Raw genomic sequence first — 21,885 nt, 5'->3', positions numbered from 1 at the left:
GCTCGCCCCGGGGCGGTGTCACTCCCGCAGCGTCTGCAGCGCAGCCCACAGCTCCGCCCTCGCCGGGAACGTCGACAGGTCGACGGCCAGAAGGGCGGATGCCTGGGCGATCCGCGAGCGCAGGGTATGGCGATGGATGCCGAGAGCGTGCGCGGCCTGCTCGATGCGCGCATCGTGCTCCAGCCACACTCGCAGCGACGGCTCCAGCTCCGCGTGCGTGCGCAGCGGTGCGAGGTGCGATTCGGCCACGAGGCGTGCCTCATCGGTGGCCAGTGCGGCCAGGATGCTCGTGGAGACGGTGTCGGCGTAGCGGATCGCGCCCAGGCCTCCGCGACGCCTGGCGGAGGCGGCCTGGGCGTGCGCGCGTGAGAAGTCTCCGTATCCCTGGGGGTCGGAGACCCCGAGCACGATGCCGAAGCGCGTGGCCAGTTCATCGAACAGGTCGGCGTCGGCAGCCGATAGGCACAGCACGAGCCCTTCGCCGGAGTCGGCGGCGAACACGTCAGCTCCGTGCTCCGCGCGTCGTCGCTCTCCCCATTCCTCGATCGCATCCGCGGGTGCGTCCGGATCGGTGACGGCGACGACGATCGGTGCATGCGGCAGCGATCCGAGCACGCGCCGGGCGAGCGTCGGGTCGTCGAGCAGGAGCGACTCGAGCACCTGGCGGCGCAGGCGGCGGCGCCCGCGGGTGAGCTGCTCGTTCTGCTCCAGAGCGAGTCCGGCCATCGCGATCACCGAGGTCACCACGGCGCGGGCCTCGGAGTCCAGCGCGGCCGTGCCGATGGCGATCACGCCGCGGAGATGTCCCGTGCGGCCGAACGTGAACAGCGTGAACGACCCGGATCCGAGGGTGAGGGACTGCCCGGCCTGTCCTCCGCGTGTGATCAGATCGGTCGCGCGTCCGGTGAGCTCCTCGAGATCGGCGGCGTCGAAGCGGTGGGGCGGTCGCTCGTGCACGAGCGATCCGGTGGCGTCGAACATCCCGACCCATTGGCCGAGCCGCTGCGACAGCTCCGACAGCGTCGCCTCCAGCCCGCGCGGCCGCAACGCCGCCACGGCGAGGGCTCGCTGCGTGTCGAGCGCCCAGGTGCGTCGCGCGTAGGTCTGGGCGGCGATGGCCTCGGCGTGGGCTCGGGCGACGGCGATGAACGGGGTGTCGTAGGGGACGACGAACAGCGGCATCCCCGCGTCGGCGCACGCCGCGACGAGCTCCTCCGGGATGCCGGAGCGGTGCACCTCGGTGCCGAAGCCCAGTCCGACGATGCCGCGCTCGCGGAGGCGCGAGACGTAGGCGAGGACACCCGCCGGATCGTCGTCGGCGAACTGCGTCCCCGTCGTGAGCAGCGCGAGCTCGTCGGCGAGGAACGGCGTGGGATCCGCGAGGTCGGTGGAGTGCACCCATCGCAGCGGCCGGTCGAGCGCGTTCTCGTGCAGCGCGCTCTCGTCGGACACCAGCTGGAGTCCGAGGTCGGGACGGCGCAGCAGCGTGCGCAGTGTGGGTTCCGTCATGCTCTTCGCTCCCGGGCGACCTCTGAGTCCCCCCGTTCGTCGGGCGACGTGCGGGTCTGGCCTCGCCCCGTTCGTTGAGCGACGTGCGGGTCTGGCCCCCCTCGTTCGTTGAGCGACGTGCGGGTCTGGCCCCCGTTCGTTGAGCGACGTGCGGGTGTGGCCTCCCCCCGTTCGTTGGGCGACGTGCGGGTGTGGCCTCCCCCCGTTCGTTGAGCGACGTGCGGGTGTGGCCTCCCCCGTTCGTTGAGCGACGAGCGCAGCGAGGAGTCGAAACGCAGTATACGCCAAGGCTATTTCTCTCCCAAATTTATACAGAACGGCGAATGCATCCTCGCTCACTCGCGTCGTACGCTCGCGGCATGGCACTTCTCGATCAGACGAGCCCCCTCCCCCTCGGCGGCCCAGGACTCCCTCAGGAACGGCGCCTGGTCACGGAGCTGCCCGGCCCCCGATCCGCCGAGATCCTCACGCGCAAGGCCGAGGCCGTTCCCGCCGGCGTCGGGCACACCGTCCCTGTCGCCGCGGTCGCGGCGGGTGGCGGGGTCGTCGTGGACGCCGATGGCAACTCCCTCATCGACCTCGGCAGCGGCATCGCCGTCACCACGGTCGGCAACGCGCACCCGAAGGTCGCCGCCGCGGTCGCGGCCCAGGCCGCGCAGTTCACGCACACCTGCTTCATGATCTCGCCCTACGAGTCGTACATCGCGGTGGCCGAAGCCCTCAACCGGCTCACGCCCGGCTCCTTCGCGAAGAAGAGCGCCCTGTTCAACTCCGGCGCCGAAGCCGTCGAGAACGCGATCAAGATCGCCCGCAAGCACACCGGACGCCAAGCCGTCGTCGCCTTCGACCACGGCTACCACGGGCGCACCAACCTCACCATGGCGCTGACGGCGAAGGCCATGCCCTACAAGAGCGGCTTCGGCCCGTTCGCCCCCGAGGTCTACCGCGCGCCGATGTCGTATCCCTTCCGCGACGACCTCGACGGCGGGGAGGCGGCGGCTCGCGCCCTGCTGCAGATCGAGAAGCAGATCGGCGCGGACAACCTCGCGGCCGTCATCATCGAGCCGATCCAGGGCGAGGGCGGCTTCATCGTCCCCGCCGAGGGATTCCTGAACGCCCTTCAGGACTGGTGCCGCGCGAACGGCGTGGTCTTCATCGCCGACGAGGTGCAGACCGGCTTCGCCCGGACAGGGCGCATGTTCGCCAGCGAGCTCTTCGGCATCGAGCCCGACCTCGTCACCACGGCGAAGGGGATCGCGGGCGGTCTTCCGCTCGCAGCGGTCACCGGCAGGGCCGAGATCATGGACGCCTCGCACGCCGGCGGTCTCGGCGGCACCTACGGCGGCAATCCGATCGCCTGCGCCGCCGCGCTCGCCGCGATCGACGTGTTCGAGAACGACGGCGTGATCGAGCGGGCGCAGCAGATCGGCGACATCCTGAAGGCCCGTCTGAGCGCGCTCGCCGAGGCCGATCCTCGCATCGGCGACGTCCGCGGGCACGGCGCGATGGTCGCCGCCGAGTTCGTCGACCCCGAGACGAAGGCGCCGGATGCCGCGCTCACCGCGGCGGTCGCCAAGGCGGCCATCGCCCAGGGCGTGATCGTCCTCACCTGCGGCACCTACGGCAACGTGATCCGCTTCCTCCCCCCGCTCTCGATCGGCGACGAGCTGCTGAACGAGGGCCTGGACGTCGTCGCGGCATCCCTGGCCGCCCAATGAACGTCCGGTCGCGACCCTGATCGGGGGATTGCGGGTCGCGACCGGCACCTGAACGACAGCACAACCGCAGAGCACTCACGAAGAAGGAGCTGCACATGGCCGAGATCGCACGCGACGTCGTGATCATCGGAGCGGGAGCCGCCGGGCTCACCGCCGCGAACGAGCTGCGAGGCGCCGGCCTCTCGGTCGCCGTCCTCGAGGCGCGCGACCGGGTCGGAGGGAGACTGTGGACCGACGTCGTCGACGGCGCGATGCTGGAGATCGGCGGCCAGTGGATCTCGCCCGATCAGCACGCGCTCATCGACACCGTCGCCGAGCTGGGCCTGGACACCTTCAGCCGCTATCGCGAGGGCGACAGCGTCTACGTCGGACCGGACGGGCAGGTGCACCGCTTCACCGGCGAGATGTTCCCCGTGTCGCCCGCGACCGAGCAGGTGATCGCCGAGATCACCGAGCGCCTGGACGCCATGGTGGCGGAGATCGACCCCGAGCGTCCCTGGGAGCACCCGAACGCCGAGGAGTGGGACAGGGTCTCGTGGGATGCCTGGCTGCGCGCGCAGACCGACGACGACGAAGCGGTCCGCAATCTCGCCTTCGCGACCGGATCGGCCATGCTCACCAAGCCGACGCACACCTTCTCGCTGCTGCAGTCGCTGCTCATGGCCGCATCCGCCGGCTCGTACTCGCACCTCGTGGACGCGGACTTCATCCTCGACAAGCGCGTGGTCGGCGGCCTCCAGCAGGTGCCCCTGCTGCTCGCCGAGCGCCTCGGCGACGACGTGCTCCTGAACCAGCCGGTGCGATCCCTGGAATGGTCCGAGGCCGGCGTGGTCGCCGAGACGCAGGAGCACACCGTGCGGGCCCGCTTCGCGGTCCTGGCGCACGCACCGGTGCTGTACAGCCGGATCTCGTTCGTCCCGCCGCTGCCCCGTCGCCAGCATCAGCTGCACCAGCACCTCTCGATGGGCTTCGTCATCAAGGTGCACGCGGTGTACGACCGGCCGTTCTGGCGTGAACAGGGCCTCAGCGGCACGGCGTTCAGCCCGTACGAGCTCTCGCACGAGGCCTACGACAACACGAATCACGGCGACGAGCGCGGCACGCTGGTCGGGTTCGTGAGCGATCAGAACGCCGACGACGTCTTCTCGCTCCCCGCCGAGGAGCGCAAGGAGTGCATCCTCGAGTCGCTGTCGCACTACTACGGCCCCGAGGCGAAGAACCCGATCGTCTACTACGAGAGCGACTGGGGCAGCGAGGAGTGGACTCGCGGCGCGTACGCGGCGAGCTTCGACATGGGGGGCCTGCACCGCTACGGAGCCGACCTCCGGTCGGCCGTCGGGCCGATCCACTTCGCCTGCAGCGACATGGCCGGGGCCGGCTACCAGCACGTCGACGGCGCCATCCGCATGGGACGCCGTGCCGCGGCGGACATCCTGGAAGCGAGCCGTTCGTGAGCGGCGCCGTCGTCGTCGGATACACCGCGACGGATGCCGGCGCCGATGCCGCAGCCCTCGGGGCGCGGCTGGCCCGCAGCCTCGGCGCGCGGCTGCATCTCGTGATCGTGCTGCCTTCGGAAGGCACCCGCAGCGCGGCCGTCCCGCCGGAGCGCGCCTATGAGGATGTGATCCGCGCGCAGGGGAAGCAGTGGCTCGCCGAGGCGATGACGACGCTCCCGCAGGATCTCACGCGTTCGGGCCACGTCCGCTTCGCGGAGTCCTTCGCCGAGGGCCTCATCGCCGCAGGCGAGGAGTTCGCAGCGAGGATCATCGTGGTCGGAGCCGCTCGTGGCGGGCTGTTCGGACGGCATCGCCTCGGCAGCGTCGCGAGCGAGCTGCTGCACTCCTCCACGATCCCCGTCGCCCTCGCGCCGACGGGATTCGCCCAGCAGGACGATCACGCGGTGCCGCGGATCTCCGCGGCCGTCGGCGCCCGCCCTGGCGCCGACGCTCTCCTCGACGAGGCCGCGGTGCTGAGCAGCGAGGCCGGAGTGCCGCTGCGGCTCGTGTCGCTCATGTCGTTCGACGCGCCCCCTGGACTGGACACCGGTGCGATCCGGATCGTCCGGGACGAGCATGCGGCATCCGTCCTGTCCCGCGCCCGGGCGGAGGTGCCCGCAGGCATCCCGACCGCCGTCGAGCAGGCCGCCGGCGACACCGTCGAGGATGCCGTCGCCGCGCTGGACTGGCTCCCCGGCGAGGTGCTCCTCGTCGGATCGAGCAGGCTGGCGCAGCCGCGTCGGCTCTTCCTGGGCTCGACGGCGGCGAAGATGCTCCACGAGCTGCCCGTTCCCCTGGTCGTCGTGCCCCGCACCCGCGCCGACGCCGCTGTCGAAGGAGACCTCGCATGAGCACCACCCCCGAGACCGCAGAGCCCGCGCCCGTCACCGGCGGCATCACCAAGAAGGGCCTCAGCGCGGGAACCGTCGGCCTGATCGGCGCGATCGTGATCGGCATCTCCTGCATCGCCCCCGCCTACACGTTCACCGCCGCCGTAGGACCGACCGCATCCGAGGTCGGCGCGCAGGTCCCGGCGATCATCCTCGTCGGCTTCATCCCGATGCTGCTCGTCGCCTTCGGATACCGCGAGCTGAACAACCGGATGCCGGATTCCGGCACCTCCTTCACCTGGGCCGCGCGCGCCTTCGGGCCGTGGATCGGCTGGATGGCCGGCTGGGGCCTGATCGTCGCCACCATCCTCGTGCTGTCCAACCTCGCCGGCGTCGCCGTGGACTTCCTCTTCCTGCTCATCTCGCAGATCACGGGCAACGAGGCCATCGCCGACCTCGCCGGCGTCACCTGGATCAACATCCTCGTCTGCCTGCTCTTCATGCTGGGCGCGACGTTCGTCTCCTATCGCGACATGCAGACCACCCAGAAGCTGCAGTACTGGCTGGTGGGATTCCAGGTCCTGGTGCTGCTCTTCTTCGCCATCGCGGCGATCGTGCAGGCCGTGGGAGGGAACGGGTTCGACTATCAGCCGTTCGACATGAACTGGTTCAACCCGTTCGCCGTCTCGTCCTTCAGCGCTGTGGCCGCCGGCCTGTCGCTGTCGATCTTCATCTTCTGGGGCTGGGACGTCACCCTCACGATGAACGAGGAGACCAAGGATCCGGAGAAGACCCCCGGCCGTGCCGCGACGGGGACCGTGCTCATCATCGTGTTCCTGTACCTCCTGCTCGCCGTGGCGATGATCATGTTCGCAGGCACCGGCACGGGCGAGCTTGGCCTGGGCAACGAGGACATCCAGGAGAACGTGTTCTTCCACCTCTCCGGTCCGATCCTCGGCCCGCTCGCGTTCCTCGTCTCTCTCGCGGTCCTGACGAGCTCCGCATCCTCGTTGCAGTCGACCTTCGTCGGCCCTGCGCGGACGCTCCTCGCGATGGGGCACTACGGAGCGCTGCCGGCCTCGTACGCGAAGGTGAGCCCTCGGTTCTTCACACCCGGCTACGCCACGATCGTCTCCGCCATCGTTGCCAGCGTGTTCTACGCCGTCATGCGCGTGGTCAGCGAGGACACCCTCTGGGACACGATCCTCACGCTCGGGATGATGATCTGCTTCTACTACGGCATCACCGCCTTCGCGTGCGTCTGGTACTTCCGCAAGCAGTGGTTCGACTCGACGCGCAACGTGTTCTTCACCTTCCTGTTCCCCCTCGTGGGCGGCATCATCCTCGCGGCGCTGTTCGTCACGACGCTCGTCGACTCCATGGATCCGGCCTACGGGTCCGGTTCGCAGATCGGCGGCGTCGGGATCGTGTTCATCCTCGGCGTGCTGATCATCGGCGTGGGCATCGTCGTGATGATCGTCAACGCGATCCGTCGCCCGGCGTTCTTCCGGGGCCAGACCCTCACGATGGACGCTCCGCCGAGCATCCGCCGCCGCTGACCGCGAACCCGCACTCCGCCTCAGACCCCACGGAAAGAGAGACATGACCACCGCACTCGCCCCACACGAGCAGACGCTCCTCGACAGCGTCCCCACCGGCCTGTTCATCGCAGGGACCTGGCAGGATGCCGAGGGCGGCCGCACCTTCGACGTCCGCGATCCCGCCACGAACGCCGTGATCCGCTCCATCGCGGATGCGACGCCGGCCGATGGCATCCGGGCTCTCGACGCGGCCGTGGCCGCGCAGGAGAGCTGGGCGGCCACAGTCCCGCGCACGCGCAGCGACATCCTCCGCCGCGCCTTCGATCTGGTCCAGGCGCACAAGGAGGACCTCGCGCTGCTCATGACCCTCGAGATGGGCAAGCCGCTCGCTGAAGCTCGCGGCGAGGTCGTCTACGGCGGCGAGTTCCTGCGCTGGTTCAGCGAGGAGGCGGTGCGCATCAGCGGCCGCTACGGGCTGAACCCGGAAGGCACGGGCCGCATGGTCGTCTCGCAGCGCCCCGTGGGGCCGTCGTTCTTCATCACCCCCTGGAACTTCCCCTTCGCCATGGCCACCCGCAAGATCGCCCCGGCGCTCGCCGCCGGGTGCACGGTCGTCATCAAGCCGCCGGCACTGACCCCGCTCACGACCCTCTACTTCACGAAGCTGCTGGAGGAGGCCGGCCTGCCCGCCGGCGTCGTCAACGTCGTGCAGACCTCGACGTCGTCGAAGGTCTCGGCGCCCCTCATCGCCGATCCGCGCCTGCGCAAGCTGTCCTTCACCGGCTCGACGGAGGTGGGACGCAAGCTCATCGCCCAGGCCGCGGAGGGCGTCCTGCGGGTGTCGATGGAGCTCGGCGGGAACGCCCCGTTCGTCGTCTTCGACGACGCCGATCTCGACAAGGCCGTCGACGGCGCGATGGCGGCGAAATTCCGCAACATCGGGCAGGCCTGCACGGCCGCGAACCGCTTCATCGTGCACGCCTCCGTCGCCGAGGAGTTCGCCGACCGGGTCGCGGAGCGCGTCAGGGCGATGACCATCGGCCGCGGCACCGAGGAGGGCGTGGCGATCGGCCCGCTCATCGACGAGGACGCCGTGGCGAAGGCGTCCGAGCTGGTGCAGGACGCGGTAGGCCGGGGAGCGCGCGTGCTCGCGGGCGGAAGCGCGATCGAGGGCGTGGGGACGTTCTTCGAGCCGACCGTGATCACCGAGGTCGCGGCGGGCAGCGACATCCTCCGCGAGGAGATCTTCGGCCCGGTGCTCGCCATCGCCACCTTCGACACCGAGGAGGAGGCCGTCCGCCTCGCCAACGACACCGAGTACGGACTCGTCTCGTACGTGTTCACGGAGGATCTCGCCCGCGGGCACCGGATGATCGACGCGCTCGAGACGGGCATGATGGGGCTGAACGTGGGTGTGGTGTCGAACGCCGCCGCCCCCTTCGGCGGCGTCAAGCAGTCCGGCGTCGGCCGCGAGGGCGGCCTCGAAGGCATCCACGAGTACCTGTCCACGAAGTACACGCTGATCCCGAACTGAGCTCTCCGTCCCCTCCGCCCGCTCGTCGAGCGGCCGGAGCGAGTCGGAACACCGCACCACCGAAAGGACGACACATCATGACCGAGTACGCCGTCATCAACCCCGCGACCGGCGAGACCGTCGCCGAGTACGACACGTTCACGGATGCGCAGATCGAGGATGCGGTCGCCCGTGCGGCCTCCGCCGCGACCGCCTGGGCGGCGACGTCGCCCGCCGACCGAGCCGCCGTCGTCCGCCGCATCGCGGAGCTGCACCGCGAGCGTCGTGACGAGCTCGCGGCGATCATCGTGCGCGAGATGGGCAAGCCGATCGCGGCGGCGGAGGGCGAGGTCGACTTCGCCGCCGACATCGTCGAGTTCTATGCGGACAACATCGACAAGATCACCGCCGATCAGCCGCTGGACATCCTGGGCGACGGCACAGCGGTCGTACGCCGGGCCCCGCTGGGGGCGCTGCTGGGCATCATGCCCTGGAACTTCCCCGCCTATCAGGTGGCGCGCTTCGCCGCCCCGAACCTGGCGATCGGCAACACGATCATCCTCAAGCACGCCCCGCAGTGCCCGGAGTCCTCCGCCTTCCTGGAGGAGATCTACCGGGACGCCGGCCTGCCGGACGGCGGCTACGTGAACGTCTACGCCACCAACGAGCAGGCGGCGACGATCATCGCCGACCCGCGCGTGCACGGCGTCTCGGTGACCGGCTCCGAGCGTGCAGGAGCCGCCGTCGCGGAGGCCGCGGGACGTGCGCTCAAGAAGGTCGCGCTGGAGCTCGGCGGATCCGACCCCTTCATCGTGCTCTCCGCGGACGATCTGGACGTCGTCGTGCAGGCCGCCGTCGACGCGCGGCTGGACAACAACGGCCAGTCCTGCAACGGCGCCAAGCGCTTCATCGTCGTCGACGGGCTCTACGACGAGTTCGCGGCGAAGTTCGCGGCGTCCCTCGCGGCCGTCACGGCGCAGGATCCGACCAGGCAGGACACCGTCCTCGGCCCGCTCTCGTCGCCGGCGGCCGCCGAGCGCCTGCAGGAGCAGATCGACACCGCGGTCGCGCAGGGCGCCACGCTGCTGACGGGCGGCACACGGGAGGGGACGTTCTTCGCTCCGACGCTGCTCGCCGACGTCACGCCGGAGATGGACGTGTACCGCGAGGAGCTCTTCGGCCCCGCCGGCGTCGTCTACCGGGTCGCGGACGAGGCCGCCGCGGTCGCGCTCGCGAACGACACCGGCTTCGGCCTCGGCTCCTACGTGTTCACGACGGACCCGGATCAGGCGGAACGGGTCGCGAACCGGATCGAGGCGGGCATGGTCTACGTCAACCTCGTGCTGGCCGACAGCCCCGAGCTGCCTTTCGGCGGCGTCAAGCGCAGCGGCACCTCGCGGGAGCTGGGGCTGCTCGCCGCGGACGAGTTCGTGAACAAGAAGCTCATCCGGAAGGCCTGAGCGGCCTTCGGCGTCGGCCCGGGTCCTCGGCTCGCTGACCGTTCTGCAGGACCGACCGGCCGTTCTGCAGGACCGACGGGCCGATATTGCTGAGACACGCCGTGCACCGGTGCGCTGTTCCGCAGTTCGTCCTGCACAACGCCGGGACGTCCTGCACAACGGCGCCCGGCGCCCTCGTTCGTTGAGGGAGCGTCTCTCTCCCCCGTTCGTTGAGCGAGCGCCTCTCTCCCCCGTTCGTTGAGCGAGCGCAGCGAGTCGAAACGCATTCTGGTACGAGCGCGTTTCGACTCGGTCGGCTCTGCCGTCCTCGCTCAACGAGCGAGATGGATACTCTGCCGTCCTCGCTCAACGGGCGGGCTGCGGATGCCTTACCGTCTTCTCGCCGACCGGCCGGCACCCGCCGCATCGCCCGGGCGTACGCTCGAAGCATGGCCAACGTCGCTGAGAACATCGTCAAGACTCTGCACGCCAACGGGATCGACCGGGTCTACGGCATCCCGGGGGATTCCCTGAACGGCTTCACGGATGCGCTCCGCAAGGACGGCACGATCCGATGGGTCCATGTCCGCCACGAGGAGGCCGCCGCCTTCGCCGCCGCCGCGGATGCCGCGACGACCGGCGAGCTCGCGGTCGTCGCGGGCTCCTGCGGGCCGGGCAACCTGCACCTCATCAACGGCCTCTTCGATGCGAATCGGTCGCGCGTGCCCGTGCTGGCGATCGCCGCGCACATCCCGACCACGGAGATCGGGACGGGCTACTTCCAGGAGACGCACCCGCAGGAGCTGTTCCGCGAGTGCAGCGTCTACGTCGAGTACGTGGCGGATCCGCGCCAGATGCCGCGCCTGCTCGAGATAGCGATGCGCGCGGCGATCGAGGAGCGCGGAGTCGCCGTGCTGGTGATCCCCGGCGACGTGGCGCTCGCCGACATCGCCGACGAGAGGGCCACCGTCATCGAGCGGGCCCGGCCCGTGGTCGTGCCCGGCGCCGAAGAGCTGGAGCGCGCCGCGACGCTGCTGAACGCGGCGAAGAAGGTCACGATCCTCGCCGGCGCGGGCGTCGAGGGTGCGCATGACGAGGTCGTCGCTCTCGGCGACCGGCTCGGTGCGCCCATCGTGCACGCCCTCCGGGGCAAGGAGTTCATCGAGTACGACAACCCCTTCGATGTGGGGATGACGGGCCTGCTCGGCTTCGCGTCCGGCTATCGGGCGATGGAGGCCGCCGACACGCTCCTCGTGCTCGGCAGCGACTTCCCCTACGAGCAGTTCTATCCCGAACAGGCGACGACCATCCAGGTCGACATCCGCGGGTCGCAGCTCGGCAAGCGGCATCCGCTCGACCTCGGGCTCGTGGGCGATGTGCGCGCGACCGCCGAGGCGCTGCTTCCCCGTCTGGCGGAGAAGACGGAGCGCAGTCACCTCGAGGACGCCGTCGCGCACTACCGGAAGACCCGCGCCAAGCTCGACGACCTCGCGGTGCCCGCCAGGGGCGGGCGCCCGATCCATCCGCAGTACCTCGCGCGCCTTCTCGACGAGAACGCGGCCGACGATGCGATCTTCACCGCCGATGTCGGATCGCCGACGGTGTGGGCGGCCCGGTACCTGACGATGACGGAGGAACGGCGGCTGATCGGATCGTTCACGCACGGCTCGATGGCCAACGCTCTCCTGCACGGCATCGGTGCGCAGGTCGCGCATCCGGACCGTCAGGTCGTCGCGCTCGCCGGCGACGGGGGCCTCTCGATGATGCTCGGAGAGCTCATCTCCCTGACTCAGAACCGGCTGCCGGTGAAGACCATCGTCGTGAACAACTCCTCGCTCAACTTCGTCGAGCTGGAGATGAAGGCTGCCGGCTTCGTCACCTACGGCACCGATCTGGTGAACCCGAGCTTCGCCGCCATCGCGGAGGCGATGGGGATCTTCGCGCGTCGCGTGGAGCGGAGCGAGGACCTGCCGGAAGCCGTCCGCGAGGTGCTGGAGCACGACGGCCCCGCTCTGCTGGATGTGGTGACGGAGCGTCAGGAGCTGTCCATGCCGCCGGCGATCGAGGCGGCGCAGGTGAAGGGCTTCGCGCTCTACGCGATCCGCACCGTCATGTCCGGCCGCGGTGACGAGCTGCTGGATCTCGCCCGCGCGAACTGGCGCCAGCTGTTCTGAACAGGGGGATCGGATCGTCGATGCCCCTGTCGCCGCTGCGGCATCAGGGCCAGAATGGAGGCATGGACAACACGCAGGAGCCGGTCGTCTCCCTCAGCACCGCCGACGCCTGGGCCCATCTTCGCGCTCAGGAGCTCGGACGCCTCGTCACGCACGTCGGGGACGTGATCGAGATCTTCCCGGTCAACTTCGTCGTCGATCGCGATGAGATCGTGTTCCGCACCGCGGAGGGCAGCAAGCTGCTGGAGCTCACGATCAACGACGAGGTGCTCTTCGAGGTCGACGATCACACCGACACCGATGCCTGGAGCGTGATCGTGCGGGGCACGGCCCGTCGCCTGGATACGGACGATGAGGTGCAGCACGCGGACGGACTGGGCCTGCGGCCCTGGATCCCCACACTCAAGCATAACTATGTGAGCATCGTCCCGACCGCGATCTCCGGCCGCGCCTTCCGTCGCGATGAGGAGCCGCCTCGCGACGGCCCGCAGCCGTACTGACCGCGCCCTGTCCGGCGTTTCGACTCGGTCGGCTGTGCCGTCCTCGCTCAACGAGCGGGGATGCAAGGCGCTGCGTCGTCTTTCGTTCGTTTCCCCTTCGTTCGTTGAGCGAGCGGAGCGAGTCGAAACGCTTTTTGGTGCGGGGGTGTTTCGACTCGGTCGGCTGTGCCGTCCTCGCTCAACGAGCGGGGAAGCAAGGCGCTGCGTCGTCTTCTCGTTCGTTTCCCCTTCGTCCGTTGAGCGAGCGGAGCGAGTCGAAACGGGTCTTGTGCCGGGGTCGTCTCGATTCGGTCGGCTGCGCGCTCAACGAGCGGGAAGTAAGGCGCTGTGTCGTCTTCTCGTTCGTCTCTCTTTCGTTCGTTGAGCGAGCGGAGCGAGTCGAAACGCTTTTTGGTGCGGGGGCGTCTCGATTCGGTCGGCTGCGCGCTCAACGAGCGGGAAGTAAGGCGCTGCGTCGTCTTCTCGATCGTTTCCCTTTCGTTCGTTGAGCGAGCGGAGCGAGTCGAAACGCTTTTTGGTGCGGGAGCGTCTCGACTCGGTCGGCTGCGCGCTCAACGAGCAGGGTGCAGGTGCGCGATCCTCGTTCGATGGGCGGGGACGTCGGCTGCGCCGGCCTCGCTCGGCGCTCGGAATCGCGCTCTCGTCGAGCCTCAGGATTCCGCGAGGGCGCGCGCATCGGCGGCCTCCGCGAAGCGTCCCAGCGTCTCGAGCACGTCGCCGAGCTCGAGGGCCGCGACCTGGCGCAGCGGAGGAACGTCGGCGGCGTGCTCGATCACGGTCCGGTAGATCGCGACCGCATCCTCACCGCGCTGCTCGCCCGCGAGCACTCGAGCGGCGAACAGCTCCGAACCGCCCGCGGCGCCGAGGTCCCCGATCGCGGCGAAGCCGTCGGCGGCGGTGAGAGCCGTGGCGACGGCGTCGTCCGTCCGGCCGAGCGTCGCGAGGGCGCGGGCGCGGGAGTCGGTCACATCGGCGAGCAGCCAGCCGGCCTCGTGCTCCTGCGCGAGTGCGGCCACCTCGTCGAACAGGGCGAAGGCGCGCTCATCCGATCGAGAGGCATAGGCCTGGCCGAGATTGTGCAGCACCTCGGAGAGCGGCCCCGCCGCCTCGGGCGTCCTGCGCGCGATGCCTGCGGCCTGCTCGAGCAGCTCGATCGCATCGTCGTGCTCGTCGAAGCGCGCGAGGATCCTGGCCTGCTCGCTGAGCGCGGCCGCCTGGTCCGGGCCCTCTCCGGCCTCGCCGAAGAGCTGCGCCGCATACCCGAAGGCGCGGACCGCCTGCCCGAACTCGCCGTCGGAGGAGAGCGCGCGGGCCAGCAGCATCGCCGTCATCGCTCGCGAGCCGGCCGGCACCTCCGCCTGCTCCTCGCGCTGCAGGACGTCCCCGAAGAGCTCTGCGGCCTCCGCCGCGTCGCCGGATGCCAGCATGGCCCGCGCCAGGCGGAAGTCGGCTCCGGTCACATCGCCGCCATGCTGTGCGGACAGGCGCGCGGTCAGCCGGTAGCGGGCGACGGCCTTCTCCGGCTCTCCGGCGTCCTCCCAGAGCGCACCGGCGAGGAGGTGGGCCGTAGCGAGAGCGCGGTTCGCGCCGAGCCCGGCGAGGATGCGGCACGCCTCGTCGGCGTCCGCGGCCCCCGCGGCGAACTCCTCGCGCCCGCCGCGCAGTCGCGCGCGGGTCTCCAGCGCCTGCGCGCGGTGACCGGGACTGACGTCGTCCTGGGACAGGAGTCGGTCCGTGACGGCCAGTGCGGCCTCCAGATCCCCTTTGTGCAGCAGCGTCGAGATCGCCAGGTGCGTCGTGGTGTTGACGAGCCGGGTGTCGCCGGCCTCGGTGAACTCGCGGGCGGCGCGCTCGATGAGATTCAGCGCGGCATCCGCCTCCTCCGCCCTCAGGTGCAGCGAGGCGCGGCTGAACGCCAGGTCGCCGCGGCTCCAGGCCGGAAGGTCCGCGCCCGCGGCGAGCTCGCGGTCGAGCGCTGCGACGTCCTCGGGTGCGTTCGCGCCGAAGGTCGCGAGCCGCAGGCGCTGCTCGAGATCGGCCTGCGCATCGAGGCCCGCGTCTCGGAGGGCCTGGATGCGCTCGGGGAGCAGCGCGAGCGCTTCGTCCGCGCGGTCGAGGGCGACGAGGATGCCGGTGCGCATGGAGAGCAGTTGAGCCCTCTTGGCGGGGTCCGCGACCTCCAGCGCGTGCGGCAGCGCCTCGAGCGTCTCCTGCTCCGTGCCGTACTGCGCCAGGTTCATCGCGCGGTCGAACCACTCCTCGGCGTCGGCGGGCGCCGGCTCCGCGACCTGCGCGACGAAGACGTCCGAACGGATCGGGACGTCGTAGCGCACGACGGCGAGCGAACGCATGCGCTGCAGGCGATCCGTGTGCGCCGTGCCGCCGTCGCGGGCGTCGAAGTCGCGCGCGATGCGCTCCGAGGCCGCCCAGGCGGTGGCGGCCAGATCGGCGCCGGTCCAGATGCCCTCGTGCTCTCCGAAGAACGGATGCAGCGCCGCGGCATCCGCTCCGCGCACCGGGGTCTCTCCGTGCCCTGCCGCCGTGACGCGGTCGAGCGCGAACGCGAAGGCGGCCAGCGCCGAGAAGTGCGCGTCGACGTTCAGGCCGTCGTGCGCGAGCCAGGGCAGATGACGCTCCACGAGCGAGAGCGCGCGCGCCTCGTTGCCGCTGACCGCGCAGAACACGATGTTGTTGGCGACGATCGTGAGGTTGTCCGCGTTGTCCTTGGCGAGGCGGTAGCTGCGCAGGTGCGTCGTCTTGGCCTCATCGAAGCGCCCGGCGCGCAGGTAGGGGAGGAGGACGCGCGACAGCGCATGCTCCGGCTCCTCGCCGCAGGAGAAGCCGCCCTCGATCATCTCCTCGACGAGGCGGATGGCCTCGGCATCCCGGTCGGTGTCGACGAAGAACCCGGCGACCTGGCTGCGACCGCAGGCGTCGCAGTGGCTGTGCTCGTCGCGCGGCGTCGCCTCCAGCTGCACGCGAAGACGCTCGGCGTCGTCGATGCGCCCGGCGTCCCAGGCGTCCTCGAAGCGGGCCGTGAGCACCCCGCTCATGCCGAGGCCGGCCTTGCGGTAGTGCGCCTCCATGTCGTCCAGCACGGCGGCGATCTGCTCCTGCGAGAACGCGGGGGAGGAGCGCAGCGCGGACGCCATCCACTTGAACTGCCACATCAGGTCGGCTCCGCCGTTGTCGATGTCGGCGGGGAAGCGGCGCGGGTCCGCATCGTGCCGGGTGAGGCACCACGCGAAGGAGTTCAGCATCACGTCGGTGGCGCCGTTCATGTTCGCGGATGCGGTCTGACGCATCCGCGCCTGGTATTCCAGCCGATCGTCGCCGATCTCCTGCGCGAGCGCGACGGCCTCGGTCACGAGGGTCTGCTCCGCCGGCCCCCACGGGGTGCGGTCGATCTCCTCGATGAGCTGCTGGAACTGCTTCTTCGGACGGGCCATCGGATTCCTTCGGATGTGGGTCAGCGGGGGTCGTCGATCGTGTCGACGTCGAGTCCTGCGGAGAGCGAGACGAGATCGGCCAGCGCCGTGGTCATGAGCGTGCGGTCCGCATCGGAGAGCGGATGGTGCCCCGTGAGCAGCGCCTGGATGTAGAGCAGCTGCACGGTGCGCGCGAAGACGGCATCGTCGCGCAGTCCGACGAGGGACCGGACGACCCTGTTCGACCAGTTCAGGCACAGCCGCGCGCTGAGGTCGTCGTCACGACCGGCCGACAGGGTGTCGTCGATGCGGTCGAGCACCCCGCCCCAGAGGGATCCGGTGATCCCCTTGGTGCGGGAGCGGTCGAGGGACCGCAGCACCTCGGGATCCGCGACATACAGCGCGGGGAGATCCGTGCGGTCGATCGAGCGCACCACGACCGCGCAGCCGGCGGCGTGCAGCACCGCGCCCGCGCGCTCCTCCAGGCCGACGGCAGAGGCCCGGTCGTCCAGTGGAGGAGGATCGAGGCGGTCGAGCTCGCCGATGACGTCGACCTTCTCGGTGGTGACGTGCGGATACAGCTCCGGCAGCATCCGCACGAGGTCGGCGTCGTAGAGGTAGCCGCCGTTGACGAGCACCTCGGATGCCGGTGAGATGCCGGCCACCTGGCGGAACTCGTCCACGGTCTCGGCGAAGCGCAGGTGCGCGTGCCGCTCGACGAGATCGCCGATGCGCATGGTGCCCTGCGTCGTCTCCAGCGTCAGCCAGCGGGTGATGAACCGCGCGAGCTCCTCGTCGTGGCGGACGAGCGATTTCAGCCCCACCTCGTGGACGGCGACGAACTGCGCGAGCCGGTGCGGCTCGCGCAGGCCCAGCTCCAGCACCCAGCGCCGGATGCCGGCGCCGAGCTGCTCGCGGACGTGCTCGAGCGCGGCGTCCTCGACGAGAGACTCGCGGCTGGCCGTCGGGGAGAGGCCCGTCGAGTCGACGACGGCCCTGACGAAGAACGCCCAGTCGGGCAGCACCTCATCGGTGCGCTCGGAGAGCAGCATCCGTCCGAGGTACATCCGGGTCGCCTGCCGGGCGCCGGGCGGAGGGGCATAGGGGAGGACGTAGGCGAGCCCGCGCGTCCCGGTCGCCGGCTCCGCGAGCTCGATGACGTCCAGCGGGGCCGCGCCGAGAAGATCCCTGCCGTAGGCGAGCGCGGCATCGACGTCGGCCCCGGCGTCGAGGAAGGGCGCTCGCCGGGTGATGTCGACATCGCCGCTCCCGGTGTCCAGCAGGACGCGGACGGGGAGGAACTCGCCGAACGCGGTCGCGAGCTCGCGCACGGCGGCGGGGCGCAGCAGCTCGTCCTGGTCGAAGCGGGGGACGAGGTGCACGCTCGTGCCGACGGGGAGCCGCTCCTCCAGCTCCGTGACCTGGAAGGTCCCGTCCGAGTTCCCCGTCCACTCCACGCTCGCGCCTCCGCGAGCGCTCTGCGAGCGGATCACGATCGTGTCGGCGACCATGAAGCAGCTGAGCAGGCCGATGCCGAACTGGCCGAGGTAGTCGCTGCGCGGGAGGTCGAAGATGTCGCGCTTCGAACTGCGCCCGACCGTCGCGAGGAGCTCGGCCACCTCTACGGCGTTCAGGCCGACGCCGTCGTCGCGCAGCACGAACTCGCCGGACGCGTCGGTGAGCGGCGTGATGCGGATCGTCCCGCCGGCGCCGTCGACGTCCGCGCGGGCGGCGATCGCGTCGCGCGCGTTCTGCAGGAGCTCCCGGAGATAGACGCGCGGACTCGAATAGATGTGCCGGCTCAGCAGGTCGACCACGCCTCGCAGATCGACCTGGAATTGCTGGACGTCGTCGTGCACGTCAGTTCCCCTCTGCCCGGCTGCGAGCCTAACAGGCGCGGCCCGGTTCGCCGGGGTGCCCGGGATGCCCTACACTGGACAGGCAGTTGTCTGCATTCTTTCGCCGTGCCCACGGGTGCGGCGGGCGATGCGGATCCAGGGGCCATCCGGTCTCTAGGGCGGTAGCTCAATTGGCAGAGCAGCGGTCTCCAAAACCGCAGGTTGCAGGTTCGATTCCTGTCCGCCCTGCGCGTCAGCGCCACGCTGGCACACGAAAGGTACAGTCACGATGGATCAGGACGAACCGCGCGGCGAGATCATCGCGGCAGGCGGCGCAGCCGGAGTGAAGAAGCTCGGCTTCTTCGGCCGGATCGCGCTCTTCTTCCGTCAGGTCATCGGTGAACTCCGCAAGGTCGTCACCCCGACCCGCAAGGAGCTGTTCAAGTTCACCGGGGTCGTTCTCGTGTTCGTCGTGATCGTCATGGCGCTCGTGTACGGCCTGGACACCGCGTTCTCGTGGCTGACCTCCCAGGTCTTCGGGGTTCCGCAGTAGCGGATGCCCGTGCGGCATCCCTGCCGCAGTGAACGGAAAGAAACAACGTGTCTGAACGATATTCCGACGACGCCGATTGGGCGACCGCCGCGGAGCAGTCCAGCGAGGACGACGAGGCGCAGGAGGGCAACGTCCTCGAGGCCGAAGAGCGTGCCGTCGAGGCCGCGGAGCAGGTCGCGGTGCACATCGAGTCCGATGAGGACGGCGAAGAAGAAGACACGAACGAAGACATCGACATCGACGACCCGGAGGCGGACGCGATCGTGAACGACGCTCTCAACCTGGACGAGGCGGCCGAGGCTGAGGCCGCCGCTGAAGTCCTGAACGACGCAGTGGCCGAGGAGGCCGCGGAGATCGAGGCGGAGGAGGCCGAAGAGGTCACGCCGTACGACGGTCCCGACGTGAACGGCGACGAGGCCGACGACTCCGAGGAGGAGGACCCCTACGAGTCCTTCCGCCAGGACCTCCGTCTGCTCCCGGGCAAGTGGTACGTCATCCACTCCTACGCCGGATTCGAGCGCAAGGTGAAGGCCAACATCGAGCAGCGCAAGTCCACGCTCGAGGTCGAGGACGACATCTACCAGATCGAGGTCCCGATGGAGGACGTCGTCGAGATCAAGAACGGTCAGCGCAAGATGGTCACGCGCGTCCGGATCCCCGGCTACGTGCTCGTGCGCATGGAGCTCAACGAGGACACCTGGTCCGTGGTCCGTCACACCCCCGGCGTCACCGGCTTCGTGGGCAATGCCCACAACCCGACGCCGCTGCGCTTCGAAGAGGCCTTCAACATGCTGAAGTCGCTCGTCGAGGTCAAGGACGTCTCGACCGCGAAGAACGTCCAGTCGAAGGGCGGCGTGGCCGTCGCCCGCCCGCTCCCCGCCGAGGTCGACTTCGAGGTGGGCGAGACCATCACGATCAAGGAGGGCTCGTTCGCCGGCCTTCCGGGCTCGATCAGCGAGATCAAGCCGGAGAGCGGAAAGCTCACGGTCCTGGTCTCCCTCTTCGAGCGCGAGACGCCGGTCGAGCTCTCGTTCGACCAGGTCACCAAGATGTTGTGACGAGACCTCGGAGAACGCTTCCGGAACGGCCGCCCTTCGGGGCGGCCGTTCCGCGTTTCCGGCATCCGCTCGGGATCGGGTAGACTCATGTGGTTTGCGTGCGCGCTCGGCGCGCTGCAGACGCCACCGCGGTTCGGAGATGCCGGATCCGCGGGAGAGGGATGCCCCGGGCATCCGCTCGATGAGAGGAAGAGGAAATGGCACCCAAGAAGAAGGTGACCGGCCTGATCAAGCTTCAGATCAACGCCGGCGCCGCCAACCCGGCGCCCCCGATCGGCCCCGCGCTCGGTCAGCATGGCGTCAACATCATGGAGTTCTGCAAGGCGTACAACGCTGCGACCGAGTCGCAGCGCGGCAACGTCATCCCCGTGGAGATCACCGTCTACGAGGACCGCAGCTTCACGTTCGTCCTGAAGACCCCGCCGGCCGCGGAGCTCATCAAGAAGGCCGCCGGCCTCCCGAAGGGCTCGGCGACCCCGCACACCGTCAAGGTCGGCAAGATCACGAAGGACCAGGTCCGTCAGATCGCCGAGACCAAGCAGGCGGACCTGAACGCGAACGACATCGAGGCCGCCTCGAAGATCATCGCCGGCACCGCCCGTTCCATGGGCATCACGGTCGAGGGCTGAGGGAGAGAACGAACATGGCTACCAAGTCCAAGGCTTACAAGGCTGCCGCCGAGAAGATCGAGGCAGACCGTTTCTACACTCCCGCCGAGGCCGTCGCCCTGGCCAAGGAGACCGGCTCCGCGAAGTTCGACTCGACCGTCGAGGTCGCGTTGAAGCTCGCCGTCGACCCGCGTAAGGCGGATCAGATGGTGCGCGGCACCGTCATCCTCCCGCATGGCACGGGCAAGACCGCCCGCGTCATCGTGTTCGCCACCGGCGCCGCGGCCGAGGCCGCGATCGCCGCAGGCGCGGATGAGGTCGGCGGCGCCGAGCTCATCGAGAAGGTCGCGGGCGGCTGGACCGCGTTCGACGCGGCCGTCTCGACTCCCGAGCTGATGGGCCAGGTCGGTCGACTGGGCAAGGTGCTCGGCCCGCGCGGCCTGATGCCGAACCCGAAGACCGGCACGGTGACCCCGAACACGGCCAAGGCCGTCGAGGACATCAAGGGCGGCAAGATCGAGTTCCGCGTCGACAAGCACGCCAACGTGCACTTCGTCGTCGGCAAGGCCTCGTTCACGGCCGAGCAGCTGAACGAGAACATCGGCGCGGCGCTCGAGGAGATCGTCCGCCTCAAGCCGTCGAGCTCGAAGGGCCGCTACATCCAGAAGGGCGCCGTGTCGACCACGTTCGGCCCCGGCATCCCGCTGGACGTCAACGCCATCTGATCTCGCGTCGCGGAAGAGCCCTCACCGTGCGGTGGGGGCTCTTCCGCGTTCTCTCCGGCGGTGCCATGATGCGTCCATGGGAACGATCGACGACTATCTCGAGGGACTCGACGCCGTGGACAGCGCGGTGATCGCGCACGTCTACGCCGTGGCGGCCGAGGCGGCGGGGGAGACCGAGCAGGGCACGAGCTACGGCATGCCGGCGCTGCTGCATCGCGGGAAGGCTCTGCTCTCGGTCATGCGGACCAGGAAGCACATCGGCGTGTACCCGTACAGCGGCCGGGTGCCGGAGGCGGTCGCGCATGCGCTCACCGGGTACGAGCACGACAAGGGCACGATCCGGTTCCAGCCGGAGCATCCGCTGCCGGACGACGCGATCCGCGCGATCGTCCTGGCGCGGATCGCGGAGATCGAAGACCCCTCTCTGCGTCGCAGATCCTGAGCTCGCGCCGCAGGGGAGCCGTGGAGAACCGCGCGACACGCCAGGGATTCGGTTCCGATTTGGCCCGAGGCCGGATCCCGCGTAAGTTATTACCTGTTCGCCCCACAGGGAAGCGGAAAGGCCGAGAGCCTCACCCCCCTCAAGCGGAGAACCACCCCGATCCGCTCTCGCTCTTGAGAGTCCTGGCGTTCGCGTCTAGGATGGGGGATCCACCTCGTGGTACGTCGTCAGCGGTCGTGCAGCGGATCTTCGATCCGGAAGCGCCGATTTGACAACAGCCGCGAAACGGATAAGCTAGAGAAGTTGTCCCGAAGCTCGAAGAGCTTCGGGCGGCACCTCTGGTTCCTCGCTCTCGCATGTCGTTTTGACAGGCTGAGAAGCGCGGATAAGATTGAGAAGTTGCCTTGCGGGCCTGGTTGTGATGGCTGGGTCGTGGGTGCGTCCGATCCTTGAGAACTCAACAGCGTGCACTTGTCAAATGCCAAATAACCTCGTCTCAGCCTTTTTGGTTGG

Annotated in this window: 16 protein-coding genes and 1 tRNA gene; 14 read left to right on the top strand and 3 right to left on the bottom strand. The window is 69.5% G+C overall.

The genetic code is table 11. The features are described 5' to 3' along the window. Positions 1-18: 18 nt before the first annotated feature. Entirely contained in the window at positions 19-1,509 is a 1,491-nt protein-coding gene (locus tag ACYVGQ_RS00085) for a PucR family transcriptional regulator (RefSeq protein ID WP_460782449.1), read from the bottom strand. A 359-nt stretch (positions 1,510-1,868) separates the two neighbouring features. Here ACYVGQ_RS00085 and gabT point away from each other — a divergent pair, with 359 nt between their 5' ends. The 8 genes from gabT to ACYVGQ_RS00045 all read left to right on the top strand — a co-directional run bounded on the left by gabT (position 1,869) and on the right by ACYVGQ_RS00045 (position 12,720). Further along, positions 1,869-3,227: a 4-aminobutyrate--2-oxoglutarate transaminase gene (gene gabT / locus ACYVGQ_RS00080; protein WP_460782448.1), complete on the top strand. Its 1,359-nt coding sequence runs from the start codon at positions 1,869-1,871 to the stop codon at positions 3,225-3,227. A 95-nt stretch (positions 3,228-3,322) separates the two neighbouring features. Beyond that, entirely contained in the window at positions 3,323-4,681 is a 1,359-nt protein-coding gene (locus tag ACYVGQ_RS00075) for a flavin monoamine oxidase family protein (RefSeq protein WP_460782447.1), read from the top strand. Beyond that, entirely contained in the window at positions 4,678-5,574 is an 897-nt protein-coding gene (locus ACYVGQ_RS00070) for a universal stress protein (RefSeq protein ID WP_460782446.1), read from the top strand. Before ACYVGQ_RS00075 ends, ACYVGQ_RS00070 begins: the two co-directional genes overlap by 4 nt. Further along, positions 5,571-7,112, top strand: a complete 1,542-nt coding sequence (locus tag ACYVGQ_RS00065) for an APC family permease (RefSeq protein ID WP_460782445.1) — start codon at positions 5,571-5,573, stop codon at positions 7,110-7,112. Before ACYVGQ_RS00070 ends, ACYVGQ_RS00065 begins: the two co-directional genes overlap by 4 nt. A gap of 43 nt (positions 7,113-7,155) precedes the next feature. Continuing rightward, positions 7,156-8,628 carry an NAD-dependent succinate-semialdehyde dehydrogenase gene (locus ACYVGQ_RS00060; RefSeq protein ID WP_460782444.1) on the top strand — a complete coding sequence of 491 codons (1,473 nt, stop codon included), beginning with the start codon at positions 7,156-7,158 and terminating at the stop codon, positions 8,626-8,628. Positions 8,629-8,705: 77 nt separating this feature from the next. Continuing rightward, on the top strand, positions 8,706-10,067 hold the full coding sequence (locus tag ACYVGQ_RS00055) for an aldehyde dehydrogenase family protein (RefSeq protein WP_460782443.1): 1,362 nt from the start codon (positions 8,706-8,708) through the stop codon (positions 10,065-10,067). Between the two features lie 428 nt (positions 10,068-10,495). Continuing rightward, on the top strand, positions 10,496-12,220 hold the full coding sequence (gene poxB / locus ACYVGQ_RS00050) for a ubiquinone-dependent pyruvate dehydrogenase (protein WP_460782442.1): 1,725 nt from the start codon (positions 10,496-10,498) through the stop codon (positions 12,218-12,220). A 62-nt stretch (positions 12,221-12,282) separates the two neighbouring features. Next, positions 12,283-12,720: a pyridoxamine 5'-phosphate oxidase family protein gene (locus ACYVGQ_RS00045; RefSeq protein WP_460782441.1), complete on the top strand. Its 438-nt coding sequence runs from the start codon at positions 12,283-12,285 to the stop codon at positions 12,718-12,720. A 650-nt stretch (positions 12,721-13,370) separates the two neighbouring features. Here ACYVGQ_RS00045 and ACYVGQ_RS00040 read toward each other — a convergent pair. Beyond that, on the bottom strand, positions 13,371-16,169 hold the full coding sequence (locus tag ACYVGQ_RS00040) for a hypothetical protein (protein ID WP_460782440.1): 2,799 nt from the start codon (positions 16,167-16,169) through the stop codon (positions 13,371-13,373). 20 nt (positions 16,170-16,189) lie between these two features. Next, positions 16,190-18,007: an HSP90 family protein gene (locus ACYVGQ_RS00035; RefSeq protein ID WP_460782439.1), complete on the bottom strand. Its 1,818-nt coding sequence runs from the start codon at positions 18,005-18,007 to the stop codon at positions 16,190-16,192. A gap of 155 nt (positions 18,008-18,162) precedes the next feature. Here ACYVGQ_RS00035 and ACYVGQ_RS00030 point away from each other — a divergent pair. The 6 genes from ACYVGQ_RS00030 (at position 18,163) to ACYVGQ_RS00005 (ending at position 21,372) form a co-directional block, all read left to right on the top strand. Continuing rightward, positions 18,163-18,235, top strand: a tRNA-Trp gene (locus tag ACYVGQ_RS00030). A gap of 40 nt (positions 18,236-18,275) precedes the next feature. Next, positions 18,276-18,539, top strand: a complete 264-nt coding sequence (gene secE, locus ACYVGQ_RS00025) for a preprotein translocase subunit SecE (RefSeq protein WP_452329467.1) — start codon at positions 18,276-18,278, stop codon at positions 18,537-18,539. A gap of 47 nt (positions 18,540-18,586) precedes the next feature. Next, on the top strand, positions 18,587-19,597 hold the full coding sequence (gene nusG, locus ACYVGQ_RS00020) for a transcription termination/antitermination protein NusG (RefSeq protein WP_460782438.1): 1,011 nt from the start codon (positions 18,587-18,589) through the stop codon (positions 19,595-19,597). A 197-nt stretch (positions 19,598-19,794) separates the two neighbouring features. Beyond that, on the top strand, positions 19,795-20,226 hold the full coding sequence (rplK, locus tag ACYVGQ_RS00015) for a 50S ribosomal protein L11 (RefSeq protein ID WP_460782437.1): 432 nt from the start codon (positions 19,795-19,797) through the stop codon (positions 20,224-20,226). 14 nt (positions 20,227-20,240) lie between these two features. Then, the gene (rplA, locus tag ACYVGQ_RS00010; RefSeq protein WP_460782436.1) at positions 20,241-20,930 is read left to right on the top strand and encodes a 50S ribosomal protein L1; all 690 of its coding nucleotides are present in this window, start codon (positions 20,241-20,243) and stop codon (positions 20,928-20,930) included. A gap of 76 nt (positions 20,931-21,006) precedes the next feature. After that, the gene (locus tag ACYVGQ_RS00005) at positions 21,007-21,372 is read left to right on the top strand and encodes an iron chaperone (RefSeq protein WP_460782435.1); all 366 of its coding nucleotides are present in this window, start codon (positions 21,007-21,009) and stop codon (positions 21,370-21,372) included. Positions 21,373-21,885: the final 513 nt, after the last annotated feature.

The sequence above is a fragment of the Microbacterium tumbae genome, assembly GCF_054780175.1.
Note: the sequence above shows the minus strand (reverse complement) of the source record. Positions and strands in the feature narration are given on the sequence as shown.

Bases quoted from the DNA above. Each gene is read 5' to 3' on its own strand.
- ACYVGQ_RS00085 (WP_460782449.1), bottom strand. From the start codon at position 1,509: ATGACGGAACCCACACTGCGCACGCTGCTGCGCCGTCCCGACCTCGGA.
- gabT (WP_460782448.1), top strand. From the start codon at position 1,869: ATGGCACTTCTCGATCAGACGAGCCCCCTCCCCCTCGGCGGCCCAGGA.
- ACYVGQ_RS00075 (WP_460782447.1), top strand. From the start codon at position 3,323: ATGGCCGAGATCGCACGCGACGTCGTGATCATCGGAGCGGGAGCCGCC.
- ACYVGQ_RS00065 (WP_460782445.1), top strand. From the start codon at position 5,571: ATGAGCACCACCCCCGAGACCGCAGAGCCCGCGCCCGTCACCGGCGGC.
- ACYVGQ_RS00060 (WP_460782444.1), top strand. From the start codon at position 7,156: ATGACCACCGCACTCGCCCCACACGAGCAGACGCTCCTCGACAGCGTC.
- ACYVGQ_RS00055 (WP_460782443.1), top strand. From the start codon at position 8,706: ATGACCGAGTACGCCGTCATCAACCCCGCGACCGGCGAGACCGTCGCC.
- poxB (WP_460782442.1), top strand. From the start codon at position 10,496: ATGGCCAACGTCGCTGAGAACATCGTCAAGACTCTGCACGCCAACGGG.
- ACYVGQ_RS00045 (WP_460782441.1), top strand. From the start codon at position 12,283: ATGGACAACACGCAGGAGCCGGTCGTCTCCCTCAGCACCGCCGACGCC.
- ACYVGQ_RS00040 (WP_460782440.1), bottom strand. From the start codon at position 16,169: ATGGCCCGTCCGAAGAAGCAGTTCCAGCAGCTCATCGAGGAGATCGAC.
- secE (WP_452329467.1), top strand. From the start codon at position 18,276: ATGGATCAGGACGAACCGCGCGGCGAGATCATCGCGGCAGGCGGCGCA.
- rplK (WP_460782437.1), top strand. From the start codon at position 19,795: ATGGCACCCAAGAAGAAGGTGACCGGCCTGATCAAGCTTCAGATCAAC.
- rplA (WP_460782436.1), top strand. From the start codon at position 20,241: ATGGCTACCAAGTCCAAGGCTTACAAGGCTGCCGCCGAGAAGATCGAG.
- ACYVGQ_RS00005 (WP_460782435.1), top strand. From the start codon at position 21,007: ATGGGAACGATCGACGACTATCTCGAGGGACTCGACGCCGTGGACAGC.